At 38.6% G+C, this 17,227-nt stretch carries 15 protein-coding genes; 4 read left to right on the plus strand and 11 right to left on the minus strand.

Annotated features, from left to right (window positions below; translation table 11 throughout):
• Nucleotides 1-30: 30 nt before the first annotated feature.
• The 5 genes from cysM to NXS00_RS10325 all read right to left on the minus strand — a co-directional run bounded on the left by cysM (nucleotide 31) and on the right by NXS00_RS10325 (nucleotide 6,053).
• Entirely contained in the window at nucleotides 31-909 is an 879-nt protein-coding gene (gene cysM, locus NXS00_RS10305; RefSeq protein ID WP_258099106.1) for a cysteine synthase CysM, read from the minus strand.
• 41 nt (nucleotides 910-950) lie between these two features.
• On the minus strand, nucleotides 951-1,784 hold the full coding sequence (locus NXS00_RS10310) for a serine acetyltransferase domain-containing protein (RefSeq protein ID WP_258099107.1): 834 nt from the start codon (nucleotides 1,782-1,784) through the stop codon (nucleotides 951-953).
• Nucleotides 1,785-1,886: 102 nt separating this feature from the next.
• Complete coding sequence (locus NXS00_RS10315; protein ID WP_258099108.1) at nucleotides 1,887-2,804, minus strand: polysaccharide deacetylase family protein; 918 nt, start codon at nucleotides 2,802-2,804, stop codon at nucleotides 1,887-1,889.
• A gap of 71 nt (nucleotides 2,805-2,875) precedes the next feature.
• The gene (locus NXS00_RS10320; RefSeq protein ID WP_258099109.1) at nucleotides 2,876-5,251 is read right to left on the minus strand and encodes an ABC transporter permease; all 2,376 of its coding nucleotides are present in this window, start codon (nucleotides 5,249-5,251) and stop codon (nucleotides 2,876-2,878) included.
• A gap of 508 nt (nucleotides 5,252-5,759) precedes the next feature.
• On the minus strand, nucleotides 5,760-6,053 hold the full coding sequence (locus NXS00_RS10325; protein WP_258099110.1) for a hypothetical protein: 294 nt from the start codon (nucleotides 6,051-6,053) through the stop codon (nucleotides 5,760-5,762).
• Between the two features lie 187 nt (nucleotides 6,054-6,240).
• On the opposite strand from NXS00_RS10325, the gene NXS00_RS10330 reads away from it, so the two are divergent.
• Together NXS00_RS10330 and NXS00_RS10335 are read left to right on the plus strand one after the other, a co-directional pair.
• Nucleotides 6,241-7,323, plus strand: coding sequence for an AI-2E family transporter (locus NXS00_RS10330; RefSeq protein WP_258099111.1), 1,083 nt, complete (start codon nucleotides 6,241-6,243; stop codon nucleotides 7,321-7,323).
• Nucleotides 7,324-7,379: 56 nt separating this feature from the next.
• Nucleotides 7,380-8,132, plus strand: coding sequence for a hypothetical protein (locus NXS00_RS10335; RefSeq protein WP_258099112.1), 753 nt, complete (start codon nucleotides 7,380-7,382; stop codon nucleotides 8,130-8,132).
• Here NXS00_RS10335 and NXS00_RS10340 read toward each other — a convergent pair.
• The 4 genes from NXS00_RS10340 to NXS00_RS10355 form a co-directional block, all read right to left on the minus strand.
• Nucleotides 8,116-9,138 carry a hypothetical protein gene (locus NXS00_RS10340; protein ID WP_258099113.1) on the minus strand — a complete coding sequence of 341 codons (1,023 nt, stop codon included), beginning with the start codon at nucleotides 9,136-9,138 and terminating at the stop codon, nucleotides 8,116-8,118. The genes NXS00_RS10335 and NXS00_RS10340 overlap by 17 nt on opposite strands.
• Before the next feature lie 23 nt (nucleotides 9,139-9,161).
• A complete protein-coding gene (locus NXS00_RS10345; protein ID WP_258099114.1) occupies nucleotides 9,162-9,623 on the minus strand; it encodes a glycine zipper domain-containing protein in 462 nt (153 codons plus the stop codon).
• A gap of 84 nt (nucleotides 9,624-9,707) precedes the next feature.
• Nucleotides 9,708-10,880 (minus strand): MFS transporter, encoded by a 1,173-nt coding sequence (locus NXS00_RS10350; protein ID WP_258099115.1) that lies wholly within the window; start codon nucleotides 10,878-10,880, stop codon nucleotides 9,708-9,710.
• A 130-nt stretch (nucleotides 10,881-11,010) separates the two neighbouring features.
• Nucleotides 11,011-11,700 carry a TVP38/TMEM64 family protein gene (locus tag NXS00_RS10355; RefSeq protein ID WP_258099116.1) on the minus strand — a complete coding sequence of 230 codons (690 nt, stop codon included), beginning with the start codon at nucleotides 11,698-11,700 and terminating at the stop codon, nucleotides 11,011-11,013.
• A gap of 149 nt (nucleotides 11,701-11,849) precedes the next feature.
• Between NXS00_RS10355 and NXS00_RS10360 the strand changes: the two genes are divergently transcribed.
• Complete coding sequence (locus NXS00_RS10360) at nucleotides 11,850-12,395, plus strand: REP-associated tyrosine transposase (protein WP_258099117.1); 546 nt, start codon at nucleotides 11,850-11,852, stop codon at nucleotides 12,393-12,395.
• Between the two features lie 71 nt (nucleotides 12,396-12,466).
• On the opposite strand, the gene NXS00_RS10365 is transcribed toward NXS00_RS10360, so the two are convergent.
• Nucleotides 12,467-14,107, minus strand: a complete 1,641-nt coding sequence (locus NXS00_RS10365) for a MutS-related protein (protein ID WP_258099118.1) — start codon at nucleotides 14,105-14,107, stop codon at nucleotides 12,467-12,469.
• Nucleotides 14,108-14,641: 534 nt separating this feature from the next.
• The gene (locus NXS00_RS10370; RefSeq protein ID WP_258099119.1) at nucleotides 14,642-15,202 is read right to left on the minus strand and encodes a TPM domain-containing protein; all 561 of its coding nucleotides are present in this window, start codon (nucleotides 15,200-15,202) and stop codon (nucleotides 14,642-14,644) included.
• A gap of 298 nt (nucleotides 15,203-15,500) precedes the next feature.
• On the opposite strand from NXS00_RS10370, the gene NXS00_RS10375 reads away from it, so the two are divergent.
• Nucleotides 15,501-17,126, plus strand: a complete 1,626-nt coding sequence (locus NXS00_RS10375) for a tetratricopeptide repeat protein (RefSeq protein ID WP_258099120.1) — start codon at nucleotides 15,501-15,503, stop codon at nucleotides 17,124-17,126.
• Nucleotides 17,127-17,227: the final 101 nt, after the last annotated feature.

The raw sequence follows: 17,227 nt of genomic DNA on the forward strand, positions 1-17,227 counted from the left end.
GGCTATTGTAAAAGGTAGCCCTTATGTATCTTAATCATAAAGCCCCATGCTCAAATAACGCTCTCCTGTATCACAAACAATAAAAACAATTAGGCCCTCGTCCAATTCAGCAGCAAGTTCTAAAGCAGCTGTTAATGCACCACCACTACTCATTCCTGATAAAATGGCTTCTTCTTTGGCCAATCTTCTGGCCATCAGTCGAGCATTGTCTTCGCTTACATCAATAACCTGATCAACTCTTTTTGGATCAAAAATAGCTGGAAGGAATTCTGGTGACCACCTTCTGATTCCCGGAATAGAAGACCCTTCTGTTGGTTGGGTGCCTACAATTTGAATAGCTGGATTTTGCTCTTTTAGATACTTGGAAACTCCCATAATTGTGCCAGTTGTTCCCATTGCAGACACAAAATGCGTCACTTTTCCGTCAGTGTCTTTCCAGATTTCAGGGCCAGTCGTTTTGTAGTGCATGCCGTAATTGTCTGGATTAGCAAACTGGTTGAGCATGTAATACCCTTGATTGGTAGCCATGTCTTCAGCTAATTCACGCGAATACTCGATGGTTTTCTCAGCAGGAGTGAGGATTACTTCAGCTCCATACGCTCTCATGGCTTGTACGCGCTCTTTGGTGCTGTTTTCGGGCATCAATAAGGTCATTTTCAAGCCAGCTGATTGAGCGATCATGGCTAGTGCAATGCCGGTGTTGCCACTTGTTGCTTCAACTAGTTTATCGCCTTTTTTGATGTCTCCACGTTTCAAAGCTTCTGTGATCATGCCATACGCAGCACGGTCTTTTACGCTTCCACCAGGGTTTTGACCTTCCAGTTTTCCGAAGATTTTGACATTCGGATTTTTATTGATTCTTGTAATTTCTACAAGAGGTGTATTGCCAATTAAATCGAATAATTTCATGAGCTGATAGTTTTTGAGCCAATGGAGTAATAGAGTAGGAGTTATGCTTGTTTCACTACAATCATTTCGGACTTGTCCTCCGACTCGTCATGCAGTGAAGCTTTGTAGTAAACTCTAGAGTCAGCAGGAATACTCTTTGTTAACCACACGTTTCCGCCTACAGTTGAGTTTTTGCCAATTCGTGTTTTTCCTCCTAGGATAGTAGCACCTGCATAGATGACCACACCATCTTCAATGGTTGGATGTCGTTTGACTTTCGCATCTTTCTTGTCCACACTTAGTGCTCCAAGAGTTACTCCCTGGTAGATTTTTACGTGCTTTCCAATGATGGTTGTTTCACCAATTACAATACCGGTACCATGGTCAATGCAGAAGTGTTCTCCTATGATCGCATTTGGGTGAATGTCAATGCCTGTTTTACTATGAGCATGCTCTGTGATAATTCTAGGTATGTTTTTTACACCAAGTAGTGCCAGTTCATGCGCCAAACGATAGGATGCTATAGCGTAAAAACCAGGATAAGATCTGATGATTTCTGACTTGTCATAAGCTGCAGGGTCACCGGCAAACATGGCATTAATGTCTTTTTCTAGTCTTTCGTAAAGTGTTGGCAGACTTTCAAAAAATGCTTCTATTACTTCTTCCTGTGTATCACCTTCTAAGGATATATTTCTGAGGAGGACGTCACGCATTTTGTGCTGAAGACTGGCAAGTATTTGTTCTACTTGTTTTTCAGATTCTACACGGTGACTTGAAAAGTCAGGAAACAAGACTCCTAGCAATTCATTGAAAAAGCTGATGATTGATGCTTTACTTGGGATTTTGGTATACTCCTGATGGGAGTCATATATTTTCTTAATGAACGATTCTTTCATGCCAATACCGAGAATAGACTTACCTAACGGTAAAAATATGGTGATGTTTACGAAGAAAAGTCGTTAAGCCATCATTTAGTTCAAAGAAAATCAGTTTAAATGCTACTGATTGTACTTTTTTAGGATTTCAGGGGCAATTTCGGGCTCAGCCATAAGCCATTCTTTCACTTTTCCTTCATCCCATCGATATAGCCAGCTTACTCCCCATTTATCAATGTGATAGTCTGTATTGTCAAATACAGGGTCTTTCAATGCGTCTTCCAGGGTGATGAATTCATAACCTTTATCCTTTAATCCTTGATAGATTTCACCTAGATAATCAGCATTTAGTGGATTGACATGGCATAAATAGATATGTGGAATAGCACGCCCAAGTGTTTGATCAGCAACACCTTCGTACCATTCAAACATTTTTAGCGTATGAGAGACATATGCTTCACCCATTGCTTTCATTTCAGAGCTATCACCTTCAATGACAGCCTTAGCATACATTTTATTGAAGATATAATCTCCACTTTCTACTGTGACAGGTGCGACGGTGTATCCTTGCTCAGATAGGAATTGCTCAAACTTAGCCTTGGTGAGACTATCTGGTCCAGTATTCAGAAATGGATGGCGGAAGTACCGCATCTTGGACCCATATTCTTCTAATAATGAAGAGGTGAACACTTCACCCTTAATGACTTCATTTTTAAAGTCTTCCAATGGTGTGTTGTAAAAGGAAGGATGACTGTAGGTGTGATTGCCAAGGTCCAGACCTCCTTCTAACCAATTTCGAAGGATTTGTTTTCTGGCTACCTCTTCATTTTTACGATGGAGTTTCTGTTCATTTACAAACCCTATTACAGGGACTTCAAACGACACTGCTGTGTCAATTACTTGTTGATTGACATGCTGAATGTGAGCAAGATCTATGAAGGGCCCATTGCTTATTAAGTCATCAATAGTTATCACTACCTGTTTCTGTGATATTGCTGGAAGTGACAGGAGGAAAAGAAAAATTGCTGAGAGTATTTTCATTACTACAAATGTAGTAATTAATTTTGCTTATGAAAAAAGGTCGCCAGAATACACTGACGACCTTTTATATGTTATTCGTATTTTAAATTATCAGCCGGATTGCTGGTGGCAGCTCTCAAGGCATGATATCCTGTGGTGAGTATGGTAATTCCTCCAATGACAACCAGTACCAATCCGTACAACAGATAATTCATATCAACATGATACTCAAAAGTGCTGAGCCATTCATTCGTTAAATAATAAGCGATACCGAAAGCAGGAATTGCTCCAATTAATACCAGAATAAGGAAATCTTTGATCAGTAACGTAACCAATCCGGAAACTTCAGCGCCCAGAACTTTTCTGACACTAATTTCTTTGGTACGTTGTTCAGCAATGAATGAGGCCAGGCCTAATAGTCCTAAACATGAAATGAAGATCATCATAATGGAGAAACCAAGAAAGAGTCTTCCTCGAAGTTGATCCGTTTCATATTGCTCCATGAAATCCTGGTCTAGAAAACTGTATTCAAAAGGTTTGTTTGGAAAAGTCTCTGTCCAGGCTTGTTCGATTGATCCGATTCCTGCATCTAAACCACCACTAATTTTGATAAGTGCATTCGAATTGTTCAAACTAGGAATAAACAATAGTGCTTCGATTGGTTCATAAAGTGATCGTTGATGAAAGTCTTTCACCACACCAATGACTTTGTGGTATTTCGTGCTGTCTTGATCAAACTGGAATCGCTTGCCAATTGGGTTGTCCCAACCCATTCTGACAACCATGGCCTCATTCACCATTACTGCAGAAGCTGTGTCGGTTGGGTATTGAGGATTAATATTTCTTCCTTCGGATAGGTTAATTCCTAATACAGGTAAATAATCATAGTCTACCCCATATGAGTCAATTCCATAGTTTTCCATGACCCCTTCATTGGTTTCTACCATCATTACATTTTTACCAAAACCTCTTCCAGGTGTAGTTGTAGATGTAGCGGCATCTTTAATGTTTGGGTCTTGTAAAAGTCTGTTTTTGAATACAGGCCATTTGTCTCTTGCGGCTGGATTGTCCAATACAACTCTTACTACTCGCTCTTTCTCAAATCCCAGATCCTTATTTCTTAGGTATTGCATTTGATCATATATGACCAACGTTCCGATAAGCATCGAAATAGAAATGAAGAATTGAACACCTACTAGAATACTTCGCAATAATTTATTACCTGATTTGCTTCCTTTTCCTTTAAGAACGGCAGCTGGCTTAAATGCTGAAAGGTAAAATGCAGGATAACTTCCACTTAGTATGCCAGTGATAATGAGCATAACGGCTATGGCAGCAAGCACCATAGGATCACCAAGACTGCTAATGCTCATGGATGTTTGTAGCTGGGAATTGAAAATTGGAACTAGAATAAGCACCAATATCAAACTTAAGAACAAAGCGGTTAAAGTGAGAAGTATGGACTCAGACATAAACTGACGTATCAACATGCCTCTTTGAGCTCCCATTACCTTGCGAATACCCACCTCCAAAGCACGTTTCATAGAACGAGCGGTAGAAAGGTTCATGTAGTTGATGCTGGCAATCAAAATCAAGAAGATGGCGACAGCTCCAAAAATGTAGATGTATTTGATGTTGCCCAGTGGTTCGGGTTCACCCTGGAAAGTGGAGTAGAGGTGGATATCCTGAATATTGATCATTTCATATTTGATCTTGATATCAAACTGATCGAATATCGTTGCTACATAATTGGTAATGATCGTTTCGTTCAATTTGGTTTCTACGGCTTTTGGATCAATGCCTTCTCGAAGTAGTATGTAAGTGTATATTCCAAATCCACCCCAACTTTGAGAGTTATTGCGATCTACAGTGCTGGCAGAGATCATTGCATTTGGGCGAATATGGTTATTTGGAGAGAGGTCCTTGTAAACACCAGTTACTTCCAGTGAGTTGTTGTCAGTTTTGATGATCTCTCCAATTGGGTTGGCACCTTTGAAAATTTTGTCAGCCATCGATTGACTAATGACAATGGAGTTGGGGCCTTCTAATGCAGTGGCAGAATTTCCTGAGATGAATTCATAATCAAATACACTGAAAACAGTTGAGTCCACCATGAAGATCTTTTCTTCATAGTAACTGATGTCGTTTCTTTCAAAGCGAGTTCTTCCATTTCCGATAAACCGAGTGTACTGCTCTACTTCAGAGAATTCATTTTTAACTGTTCTACCAAGTGGCAGCTGGGTGGTTGTCCAGCGGAAAGAATTATCTGGTTCACTTATATCAGATGATATTCTGTAAATCCTTTCTGCTTTGGAGTGCTGTTGATCAAAACTCACTTCATGATACAGGTACAATACAATCAGTAAGCTGGATACAATTCCAATAGTTAAACCTAATATGTTGAGTGAAGTGTATCCCGGTTGACGCAATAGGTGCCTAACCGTGATCTTGAGGTAGTTTTTGATCATCGTTAGTAATTAGTTTGGTTACCCCTAAGACTTAGCCAGATGATAATAGGTTACAAATACTTGATGATCGGTAAGAGGATTTAAGAGAAATTAACAGAAATGTGGATAAAGACGTGTAAAAGCCTGGTATTTAAGGTGTAAAAGTTGTGGGAAACCACATTCCTAAATTATTGGCAACGCAAAGAAATGGAAGTACCTTAGAAATATCAAACAAGAGATAGAAACCGAAACGCGAGTTTCCACTTGAAGCGCAAAAGTTATCAGAAGCTAAGGCTGATCATAGCGTGGCATAATCAAGTGAGAATAGAGAAGTAACTGGTTTTCCAGGAGAGCTCTAGGAAGGAATCGAACTGTAGTTTGACGTCTTATGAAGGGCTACGGTCCTGCATTAAGTGCAAAGGGTAGATGTCCTATCAGAGGGGCATCTACCCTTTTTTGTATATAAAAAAAGCAGACAACTCAATAGCTGTCTGCTTCACGCATGGTCTTTCCACAACCTAAATTAGACCTATGCGGTTTTCTTATATTCTTGCTTAATTTTCGTAAGTCTCTGATTCATAACATCCGACATTTGATCAAACGCAGATCTGATGTGATCAAAGGATTCTTGAGAGTCTGCCATCAAGTTGTCATACAGTGACTGAATGGTTTCTTTAGACTTCTCTAAGTTGCTTAAATCACGCTTCCAAATCTCTTTTTGCTTGTCAGTGAAGCTTTTGCCACTTCGTTCGATTTCATCAAGACTTTGAAATATTTGATCTATTTTTTCTTTAGCAGAATTTCTGATTTTATTTCGATCCATAACATTAACTTGTTGATAATCAAATATTTAACTTTGTTTCTAGCTTGATTGTTTGAATTATTTCGAAATAATTTGTTTTGATTCCGTTAACTCTCTGGTAATGTGTGTGATTGTAAAGATGAATTTTACAATTTTGCATTACTAAAAGCTCCAATTATTCTCCTAAAAAACTCAACTGACCTACTGAATGAGCGAATTTGAAAATGACATGGCCAGATCACTCAAAGTGATCAAAAACATCCTGGTTGTTTTTCTCGGAATTGTCATCCTCTATTTGTTGAAGGTGCTAAGCAATTTGTTTTTGCCATTGGCTTTTGCCTTATTCTTTGCGATCCTTCTTCAACCTTTAGTGGGTTTATTTAGAAGAAAGTTTTCTCTTAACCTCAGTGTTGTCTTTACTACCATCGTCTCGGTCATTGTGTTTTTGGCATTGGGCTTTGTTTTTTACAATGCCGTGAGCAGTTTCATTGCTAATAGAGATCAAATATTAAATGGTGTAACTGCCGAATTGAAACCAGTTATTGATGAAATCTCTCGATTGCTGGGAGCTGAGATGAATGACGATGAATTGAAATCCTATATTTCCAGAGTTATTCCCACTGACAAGGTGTTGTCCATGTCAGGATCGTTCCTAAATACCATCAGTGGGTTTGCTACGGAGCTGCTGATGACCATTTTGTACTTTGCTGGATTACTAAGTGCAATAGCTGAGTATGAAAAAGTGATCGATTACATCATGGGCAAAAATGGCGAGGAACATTCTGTAGCTTCTGATACCTTCCGCAGAGTAAAGGATTCTATCAGTATTTACATCAAGGTGAAAACCATCGTGAGTCTGTTAACTGGACTTGGTATCGGCTTGGTTAGTTGGTTTTTTGGAATTCAATATGCCTTCTTGTGGGGTATTTTGGCATTTGTCCTGAATTACATTCCGTACGTAGGTTCACTTATTGCCATAGTTCCACCTTTGCTCATTGGTGGATTGACTGCTGATAGTGTTTCTGAGTTTGTCTTCTTATTCATTTGTCTGGAAGCGATTCAGATAGTGATGGGTAGCATTATAGAGCCGAAAATGACCGGTGAGTCATTATCGATTAATACCGTGACCATCTTATTTAGCCTGGTATTCTGGTCGTTTATGTGGGGCACTGCCGGGATGCTACTTTCGGTTCCAATGACTTTCCTGATCAAGGTAATCCTGGAGCATGTCTCGGATGCTGGGTTCTTTGTCCGGTTGATGGATAAAAAGACGGGTAAGGAACTGGGATAAATAATATTACAGGTATTGGTGCGTTGATGTGGTGTGATTAACTAAACCATATCTTGATGAAAACTATTGCCACCATTGCTGCTCTATTTATTGCTATTACATCTTATGCACAAGAAGGTCTGAAAGAAGGCTATAAAATGCTGGGCGGAAGCTTCTCTTTCAATGTTTCGGAATCTGACGATGATTATCTGGATTACTTCATGGTTGATAATGAAAATCGTTATACCTCCTTTGGTTTTAGTCCATATTATGGAAGGTTTTATGCGGATAATCAATTGATTGGGTTGAGGTTTGGCGTATTAACGTCAACTTCAGCTAATCAGTATGTTCGTTATCTTGACAGTACTGAACAAATAGAACGACGTAATTCAACAGACAGAAACTCTACCAATCTCTCATTAGGGGTATTTTGGAGATACTATCTGCCTATGAATGATAAAATAGGTTTTTTAGTTGAACCAGCACTAAGTGGGTATTGGGAGCGTAATGAATATCATTACCTGCTTGAGCACTATCACGTACTTTCTTATGAGCAAAATGATGTCAATGAATATGAGGCTAATTCAACCGGGTATGGTGTGTTATTGTCTTTGAACGCTGGTTTTTACTTTTTTCCATTACCACAACTTTCTCTTGAAGTACTTCTTGGAAATTTTGTATCTGATTTTGCCTTTGGTAAATCGACCAATAAGGTTCTTGATGATCTGGAATTGGAAGATGAACGCAATTATTCCAGCTTTAATATCAACTTTAAAGCAGTAAATTCTTTCCGATTTGATGAGTTGATCCGGCTCAATTACTATTTCTAAGAGCAATTTTTTGATCTAACAGTTCTGTAAAGAAGTTTTTGTCATCAATCGAAAGCAGAATAATAGATCCTGTTTTCTTTAAACCATATGCTCCGGTGATGGTGACCATGTCTTTTAAATGAATAATGCAGTTATGAGATTCCATTTCACCAAGTAATGATAACCGCACAGCATTTTTAGATTGAGATTCGTCCAAATCTTTTGAGGTAGGAAGTATTTGATCAATTAATTCTAGGGGGATAGCAATGTCTCCAAAAAGTCCATATTTAAGAATCAGGTTAGCATCGCTTACTTCGATGAATCGTCGTTTCATAGCCTTCGCATGACCTAATATTTGGAGTGCAGTATATAAACTCAACACAAACAGTACCCATGCTACTGCTTCATTCCAGCGAATGAGAAGGAAATGTAGAGCAATGGTCTCTACCAGAATCATGACAATGATGATGAACATTAATGCCATAGCACCATTCTCTTTATGATAAGTGAACTGATTGTTTCTTGGCTTCGACTTCTTCCAACTGATCAAGGCATAGTAGATCATCCCAATCTCTGTAGCGAGGATATTAGCAACTCTTGCGCTTGGAAGTATCTCTTTGGCTGCAGTCTTGAGTTTGAAGTAATAGTCAGATTCTTCGGATTTGGAAAACGCTTTCTTTCCTTGATTGACCTTGTAAATGACAAGACCCAGGACACTTAATTCTACTACTGGAAGTAGGAAATTTTTGATAAGGTTGAGGTGAAATTGCTTATCCTCGGGAATCAGAAATGTGGCTATAACAATGCCTAAAATGAATACTGGAACTGCAGTGATTTTGGGCGTTTTGGTTTTCCAAATAGCAATCAGATATAGGATAGGACTTGTTAGTGTCAGGTCATAGATGATGCCCATGGCCAATGTATCATCTAATTGAATACTTGAGTATGTCACCAGAAATACCGCAAAAGTGAGTATAGAAACAGGTATTGCTAATGGAAGTGAATTCAATAAACGTGTATTCATCATTCTAGGGGTGAAGAGTTAGTTGGTTACTGAGCCACTTCAATATTGAGTTGACGTCCTTCTTTTCTAGCTTTTTCATCCATCTGCGAGCCAATCACTATTCCGATTGTCATTCCAATGGGAATACCTACCCCTAAGAAAGCCATATTGTCCAGTGTAGAACTGAAAACTACTCCAAATGGTACTCCAAATGAGATTCCAATGGCCATGTATAGATTTCGATAGTAGCCTTTTGGAACAATTTTGACTGATTTTTCTACTTGCTTCAGAATTGCTCGAATTGAATTACGGATATTTTTGGTTAGCGCTTTTTCAGATCCGTCAAATTCGTTTAGCAGTGTGATTTGTGCATTGATAAACTCGATATCTGCCTCCGTCAAGCTTCTCTTTTCCAGAGCGGAAAGAATGTTTGTTAACGAATTAATCTGGTTATTGAGTTTGGTGTAACCAGATTGGGAAGGGTTGATTTGAACAGCAATGTATTTCATAAGCGTTTGGTCGATTGGGTTGAAAACAAGTTCTAACCATTTAGTAGACCAAATAGCTTATTTCTTACACTCCCATTAAAATATTTATACACTAGCCAGCTTTTTCTTTTCACTTGACTTCCGCATTTGTACAATTACGAAAGTCAAGATCACCCCAGACAAGGCCATTGCTGCTCCAACCCAGTCTGCGGATGTGAATCCAAAACCTGCTGCTATAGGCAATCCTGCAAAATAGGCTCCAGAAGCATTTCCCATATTGAAGGCGCTTTGATTGAGTGATGAACCCAACATCTCAGACCCTTTGGCAGAGTTGATCATGGCCATCTGGATAGGAGTAGAAACACAGAAAGCGATTACTCCAATAGAGAAAGTCATTACCAAAACCCATACTTGCGAACTCGCCAGGTAGGTATTCAATGCCAATAATATGGCCATTCCGCCTAGTGCCACCGCAACTGCGTAAATCGGTTGCATCTTTTGGGCGAGTTTGGCTCCAATAAAGTTGCCACAGAACATGCCTGTTCCAGCCAGAATCATGGCATAGCTTACTACCGCTGGATCATGTCCGGCTACTTCAGTTATTAATGGAGCGATATAACTGTACCAGGCGAAGAATCCCCCAGTTCCGATAGTCGTGAGCAAAAAGACCATCCAAAGCTCTAGTTTCTTGAAGATCTTAAAATCGGCAGCCAGAGAGCCACTAGACGAAGGAGGCATAGCTGGCATCCAAAGTTTTACACTCAAAATGGTGATTAATCCGATCACTCCGACAATGAAAAACGCAATGTTCCAATGAAATTCCTGGCCCAGATAGGTGCCAATGGGTACTCCAATAATGTTGGCTAAAGTCAAACCAGAAAACATGGCTGCAATTGCTTGTGCTTCTTTGCCTTTAGTGGCAATTCTACTGGCAACAACTGCTCCAATGCCAAAGAAAGCACCGTGCGGAAGTCCTGATAAAAAGCGCATCATCAAAAGTGTCCAATAGCTGTTGGCAAACCCCGAAAGCGAGTTGAATACGGTGAACCAAATCATCAAACCAACAAGCACTTTGTTTGGAGGCCATTTACTACCGATTGCTGTAAGAAGGGGGGCTCCTACTACCACACCCAATGCATAAGCTGCAATAAAATGTCCAGCTTCAGGAATGGTTATGTCAAGAGCTTCAGCGATTTCAGGAAGAATTCCCATAATCACAAACTCCGTCATTCCAATTCCAAATCCTCCTGCAGCTAATGCTAGTAGCGCTTTCTTCATGTGTCGCTTTTTAGTTATTGAAGATACGATCGATGTATCGACATATTTTTAGCGAAGTTCTTGAGAAACTATGAATTATTGGAAGATCATGATATTCTTTTACAAATAATTGAATGATTTGTACAAATGGTTAGGCTTTTTGTTTTTTCTGATCCCAACAGATGTAAAGTCCAAATCCGACCAAACAAACTGCAGAAGCCCAGATGAATCCGGTTTTTAATCGATCGGTAGAATCTCCAAGGTAGGCTATGAAACCTATCAAGGGTAAAATCCCGATGGTAGTTGCTGCCACGAATTTCCAAAACCGCATAGAAGATAGACCAGCCACGAAACTGATAGTGTCATTGGATAGGAAAGGAGCGAATCGGAAAATGGCAATTATCCAGAAGCCATACTGCTCGAGATAAGACTTCATTTTTTTCTCTGACTTTTTACCAAGCAGTTTCTGTAGCGTGTACTCACTGAGGTAGTTTCCGATGCCATAGGCTAGCACAGAAGCTAACAAAACTCCAGTTATTGCCAATAAGCTACCTTTCCAGGGACCATAAGCTAAGATACTTACTACCATCAATAGCCACGATGGTATCACAAAAGCGAACATTTGAATAATGAATCCGGCAAGAATGATGATGGGGCCCCAAAAAGACAGTTCTTTCACCCAGGCTTGAATCTTATCTTGATTTTCACTCGTGAGTACTTTCCATCCTTCATTGGCAAAATCATGAAATGAGGAGTTGAAAAAATAGAACGCAGCAAGTGTACCTATCAAAACGATGGTTACTGCGGCAGGGATTAATTTGCTTGTACTGATTTTACTCATTACTATTAGTAACTATTGTACAAGGGGATAATGTTTATAAATGCATTTATTTATGATCTCATCCTCGTTTGTAACGAGGATGTATAAAGCAGAGCATTTGTAATGCGACTTATACCAACATTATCATCATTAATTAGATATATTGCTAAATGTCTGGCGACCGTTATCTAATATCTGATCAAAATGCTTTGTATTTTCTAACATTCACTGTAGTGGGTTGGATAGATGTCTTCACTCGAAAAGAATATAGGTTAGATATAGTAAACTCACTTAATTATTGCATTCAATCTAAAGGGCTTACGGTTTATTCATGGTGTGTTATGAGTAATCACCTTCATTTGATTATAAGAGCAAATGAAGGTTATAGGTTGTCCGATATCATCCGTGATTTCAAAAAGTTCACAGCAAAACAAATCCTTGATCGAATTGAAAATGAGCCAGAAAGTAGGAGAGATTGGATGTTGAATCAGTTCCGATTTGCAGGACGCAATCTAAAGCGTATTACAAATTTTAAATTCTGGAAAGATGATAATCATGCTATCGAACTTTCAAGCGGGATGATAGCGGCTAGAATGGATTACATCCATCAAAATCCTGTAAAGGCTATGATTGTAGAGGAACCTGAACATTATTTGTTTAGTTCTGCAAGGGACTATTCAGGAGTGAAGGGCTTGGTAAATATTGTATTTATTTAGCCAAGTTTCAAACTTGATAGTTTATGAATCCGCGTTGCAAACGCGGACTAGTTAGGGGGTGATTGTTTGATCTAGCACTCTTTACTAAGACTCATCGCTTCATCAATTACAGCCTGAGGGTATCCTGAAATTTTCAATAGTTTGATTGCATTCCGGGTGGTTAATGGTCCTTCTTTTAGCTGATGATCAAATACCAACTCGTCATTGGTAATGTCTTCAGTAAAGTGATACAGATCAAAACTGTCCTGAAGTAACTCCACTAATTCCAGATCGTGGGTGGCTACCATCACCAGATTGTTACCTTGATTGAGATGTGAGAGTACTGCTTTTGCCGCAGCGATTCGCTCCAGAGTATTCGTTCCTCGAAATACTTCATCCAGCACAAAGAAACTAGATTCGGACGCTGAAGATTGTTTTAGTAGATCACCAATAACATTCACTTCCTGTAGGTAATAGCTCTTTCCCTGGAAGAGATTGTCATCAATACGGATAGAGCTGGCTACCTTGAGAATTGGAGCTTCAAATGAATCTGCAAAACATAAATGTAGAGTCTGCGCAAGAATCGAGTTGATTGTCAATGTGCGTAAGAAGGTAGACTTACCGGACATATTCGATCCGGTGATCAAGACACTTTTACCATGAATGGTGATGGAGTTTCGGACACAGTCCGGAATCAGCGGATGGTAAATATTGGTTGCTGTTAATTGCTTTTCTTCAGAGCTAAATGTTGGATAGCAGAGGTTAGCATCACTAGTTTGCAGTGAGCAGATAGAAATGGCGGTATCCACTTCTCCAACATATTCAAATAATGTCAGGATTGCTTGTTCTTTTTCTTTCAGTTCCTCCAGTAGTTCGAAAAGTGCAAATACTTCCACCATGAAGAAGTTTTTGAACATCTCAAATAGACCAAAAACGAGAGCTGAAAGCTCATCTTGAACATTGCCTCCTGGTCTGAAGCTAATCAAACTGTATTTTCGTTTGAAACCTTTCAATTTTCCTAAAGCATCAGTGACTTCCTCTTGATACAGTTCAGGATTTGATTGATTGAGTTCTTTAGCTACTATCATTAATTGATTGAGCTGAGGTAGGGACTGCATGTAAACCAGCGTATTGTTCTTATTCCAAAAGTGGACAATCAAACTGATGGTGATTGGCATCAATAAGAACAGCAAGCAAACTGGGTATTTGAAGGAGAGTACGATCAAGCAAATGATTGCTGTAAGGTTCAAAAACAATAGGTTATACCATTTAGGTTTAGCCATTTGCTCTTCTGAGAACAAGGACTGCAGGTGGTAAGCATCCCGATCACTTAGTTTGTGCAGTAACACCTGAGTTTTTTCTCGCAGGGCAGTATTGCTAAAAAGCTCAGTCAGTTTCTTCCATGGATTGGTCAAAGAAGTAGAAGGTTCTGTCAAGACTTTGAACAAATACTGCTGGCCTATTCGACTTGTAGTCCGATCTATAAAAGCAAAAATTCCTCTCAGGTCTAGATCGTTAATGGTCTGCTCGCTAAGTTTATGATAGGGTTTGTTTTTAGCTTGCTCATAATTGGAATATCGTTCGATGAGGTAATAATCTGAAGGATCGTCTTTGGGTTGACCCCAGCTTTTGCGAATCGATTGAAGTGTTTTACGAGCAGTACGCCTTCTAGAAATCATTATGCCTGTAACAGCAATGGCTAAAATGATGATAGCACCAAGTAAGTAGATCATTGACGGTTGATTTTGGGAGGTTAGTAGCTGATAGGAGTGGGTTTATTACAAATTAATTTTAATTCGATTTGCTATTACTCTACCTTGAAGGAATTCAATAAGATCATGAATCCTGTTCTCTTTATTTAGTTTTTTGAGCTGTAATACTTCGATCTTTCCATTATTTAACTTTAATACGAGAATCCGAGCTCTTATTACTACTAAGTACAATGCCGAAAGTCCCATTAGCATCAGAAAAGCATAGATCATTAGTCCCGCAATTTGTGCTTTGGGGTGGTTTGTGGGAAATTCAAAATGAAATGGACCGAAGTAGTAAAAGATTGAATTTGAGATTGTAATAAGTATCAAGCCAAATAGCAGCGTACGAATTGGATATTTTGTCTGTGGGCCATATTTAAATTCTACTGTTTGTAAATCAACAAAGTCAATGCTTTTATAGACCTGGCTATTTTTCAGAATCTGAATTCCTAGTTCATTGATTTTAAATTCTTCGGTGGCGAACATCTTTAGTTTGGATGAATTAAAAACCCCTTGTTATTCTTCTTTTTTTTCTGGTGTCCATTTATTGCCTACTAGGTTAGGATTGCCGTAAATTAAGTCAATCAGTACTTGAGATGCTTTAGTTAATCCTGAGTAGAAGTCACCTTTTCGGAACTCAGGAAGCATTGTACTATCGATTATCTTTTTCGCAATCTCATCACGAATGATTTGCTCTAGTCCATAACCAACTTCAATTCGAATTTTTCGATCTTTCATTGCGAGTGTGATGAGAATCCCATCATTATAGTCTGCTCGTCCTATTCTCCAGTCATTGGCAACATCCATGGAATATTCTTCAATGGTGCGTTCATCTAAGGAGTCAATAGTTAAGATGATAAGTTGTGAGCCAATCGAGTCTTCGAGAGATTTGAGAAGGTCATTCAGTTGGTCTTCTTCCGGGTCAGTGAGGATATCTGCATAATCGTTAACCCTGGCATAAAGGTTAGGTACGTTTAAACTTTTAAATGCATTTGCCCTAGGTTGTTGATGTGTTGTGTTGCATCCAAGACTTATTGATAGAATTAAATACAGGAAATAAAGGGTGTTTTTAATCATTCAGGCTAGATACTAGATTTTAATATTCGGCTATCAATGATGAATTAGCCATTCATAAAATTCAAATTTATTTTCTCTTAGCATCCTTAACAAATAGTTAAGTAAATCAATGAGCTTGAACATTATTTGTTTAGATCTGCCAGGAGTAACAAACTTGATAATTTATCAATCAAGGTTACAAATACAGATTGCTGTTGGTTTCTTGCATGAATTTATGATTATGATGGCAATAAAAGTATTGATCTACTACTTTTAAACAATAAATTGTAAATCACGGTAAGCCTCTCTTTCTCAAATCATGTATCGATCAAATCAGGATATTTTATTTTTTAGAATTATCAATAGCATGAAAATGCATCGAATGCTCCTTGTTATTATCGCTTGTTTGGTTGCTCATTTTGGTTATTCTCAAAATCAGTCAATAATAGATTCGCTTCATCAAGAACTAGTTCATGCAGAGTCTAATGAAGAAAGGGTAGAGGTCTACTATGCATTAAGCTATGAATGGGCAGAATTTAGTTTTGATTCGGCCAATTTTCATGCGCAAGAAGGTTTTTTAATATCACGTAAAATCGATAACCCAAAACTGATCAGTCTTGGTTATTCATCCATTGGAAGTGCCTATTACTGTCAATATGAGTTGGATAGTGCAATTGGTTACTATGACAAAGCGAGAGAAGTCTCTCAACAAAATCAAGATACAAGTGGGTTGGTCAAAGCGACATTCAATATTGGTAACATCTACTTGATGAGCGGCAAACTTGAAGACGCTCTCAATGTATACGAGGAAGCTCAGGGTATTTATAAATCAATGGGTGATCAAATGGGAATAGCAAGAGCTTGGAATAATAAAGCGCTTGTTTTTAGAAGAACCAAACAAAATGAAATGGCCAAAAAGGCACTGCTGGAAGCCATCGACATTTATAAATCAATTGATGAACCCAAGAAAACATATAATGCCTCGTCTAATCTGGCGAGTATTTATTTACTATTGGAAGAATACGATAGCGCTATTCAAGTAGCGAAATCAAATATAGATTTGGCGAGGAGCTTGCAAAACCAATCATACGAATTACAGCCTTTGGTAGTTATTGGCCAGTCTTTTGAGAAATTGGAAGAATTGGATAGCTCGTTCAGTTATTACAATAAGGCTAGAGAATTGATCAATGAATATACACCTACAAGCGATAAAGTTTATGTGTATTTCGGACTTGCTACCTATTACCTCAATAAGGATGAACATCGTCCCGCAAAGCCTTATTTAGATAGCTTGAAAGAATTAGGACCTTTTGATAAAATCCTGAATCTGGCCATCCCTTACTATGAAATGACCGCCAAGTTTCATCGATTGAACGGTGATCTTGAATTGGCATATGCTCAACGATTGAAGTATGAGGAAATGAAGGATAAGTATCATGACCAACAGTTGATAGATCGAACTACGGAATTAGAACAAGTATTTGAAAAGGAAAAAAGAGAACTTGAGATCGCTAAACTCCAACTAGAGAATGAGAAGAAATCTCTGCAAACTGTAGCATTGATGATTATTTCTGGTTTAGCATTGCTAGCACTTATTTTCCTGGTTATTCTCTTTTCACAGCGTCAAGCCAAAAACAAACTGAAACACCAACTTCTCAATGAAGAAATTGAAAGTCTAAGGCTGAGAATAAGTAGAATTTATTCGGAAGTGAAGCTTTCAGAAATTGAAACTGACATTAAGAAAATCCAAACGGCTTTTCATAATGACCTCTCAGAACGTGAGGCAGAAATCCTTCAATTGGCAGTAACCAATAAGACCAATGCAGAGATTGCAGAGAGTGTTCATCTAAGTGTCAACACGGTGAAATACCATCTAAAAAATATTTACAGTAAGATTGGTGTATCCTCTCGCCTTGAAGCTAGACAGGTGATGTCAGAATCCTAAAATTCAATATTTTTTGATCAGTTTTTAGCACAACTACCCGGGTAGGGTGGGGAAATATTAGCTAAATCAATGGTTTTTTGAGCATAATTTTTTGCTCGACC

The sequence above is a fragment of the Marinoscillum pacificum genome (genome assembly GCF_024714495.1).
In the GTDB taxonomy this organism is placed as follows: Bacteria; Bacteroidota; Bacteroidia; order Cytophagales; family Cyclobacteriaceae; genus Marinoscillum; species Marinoscillum pacificum.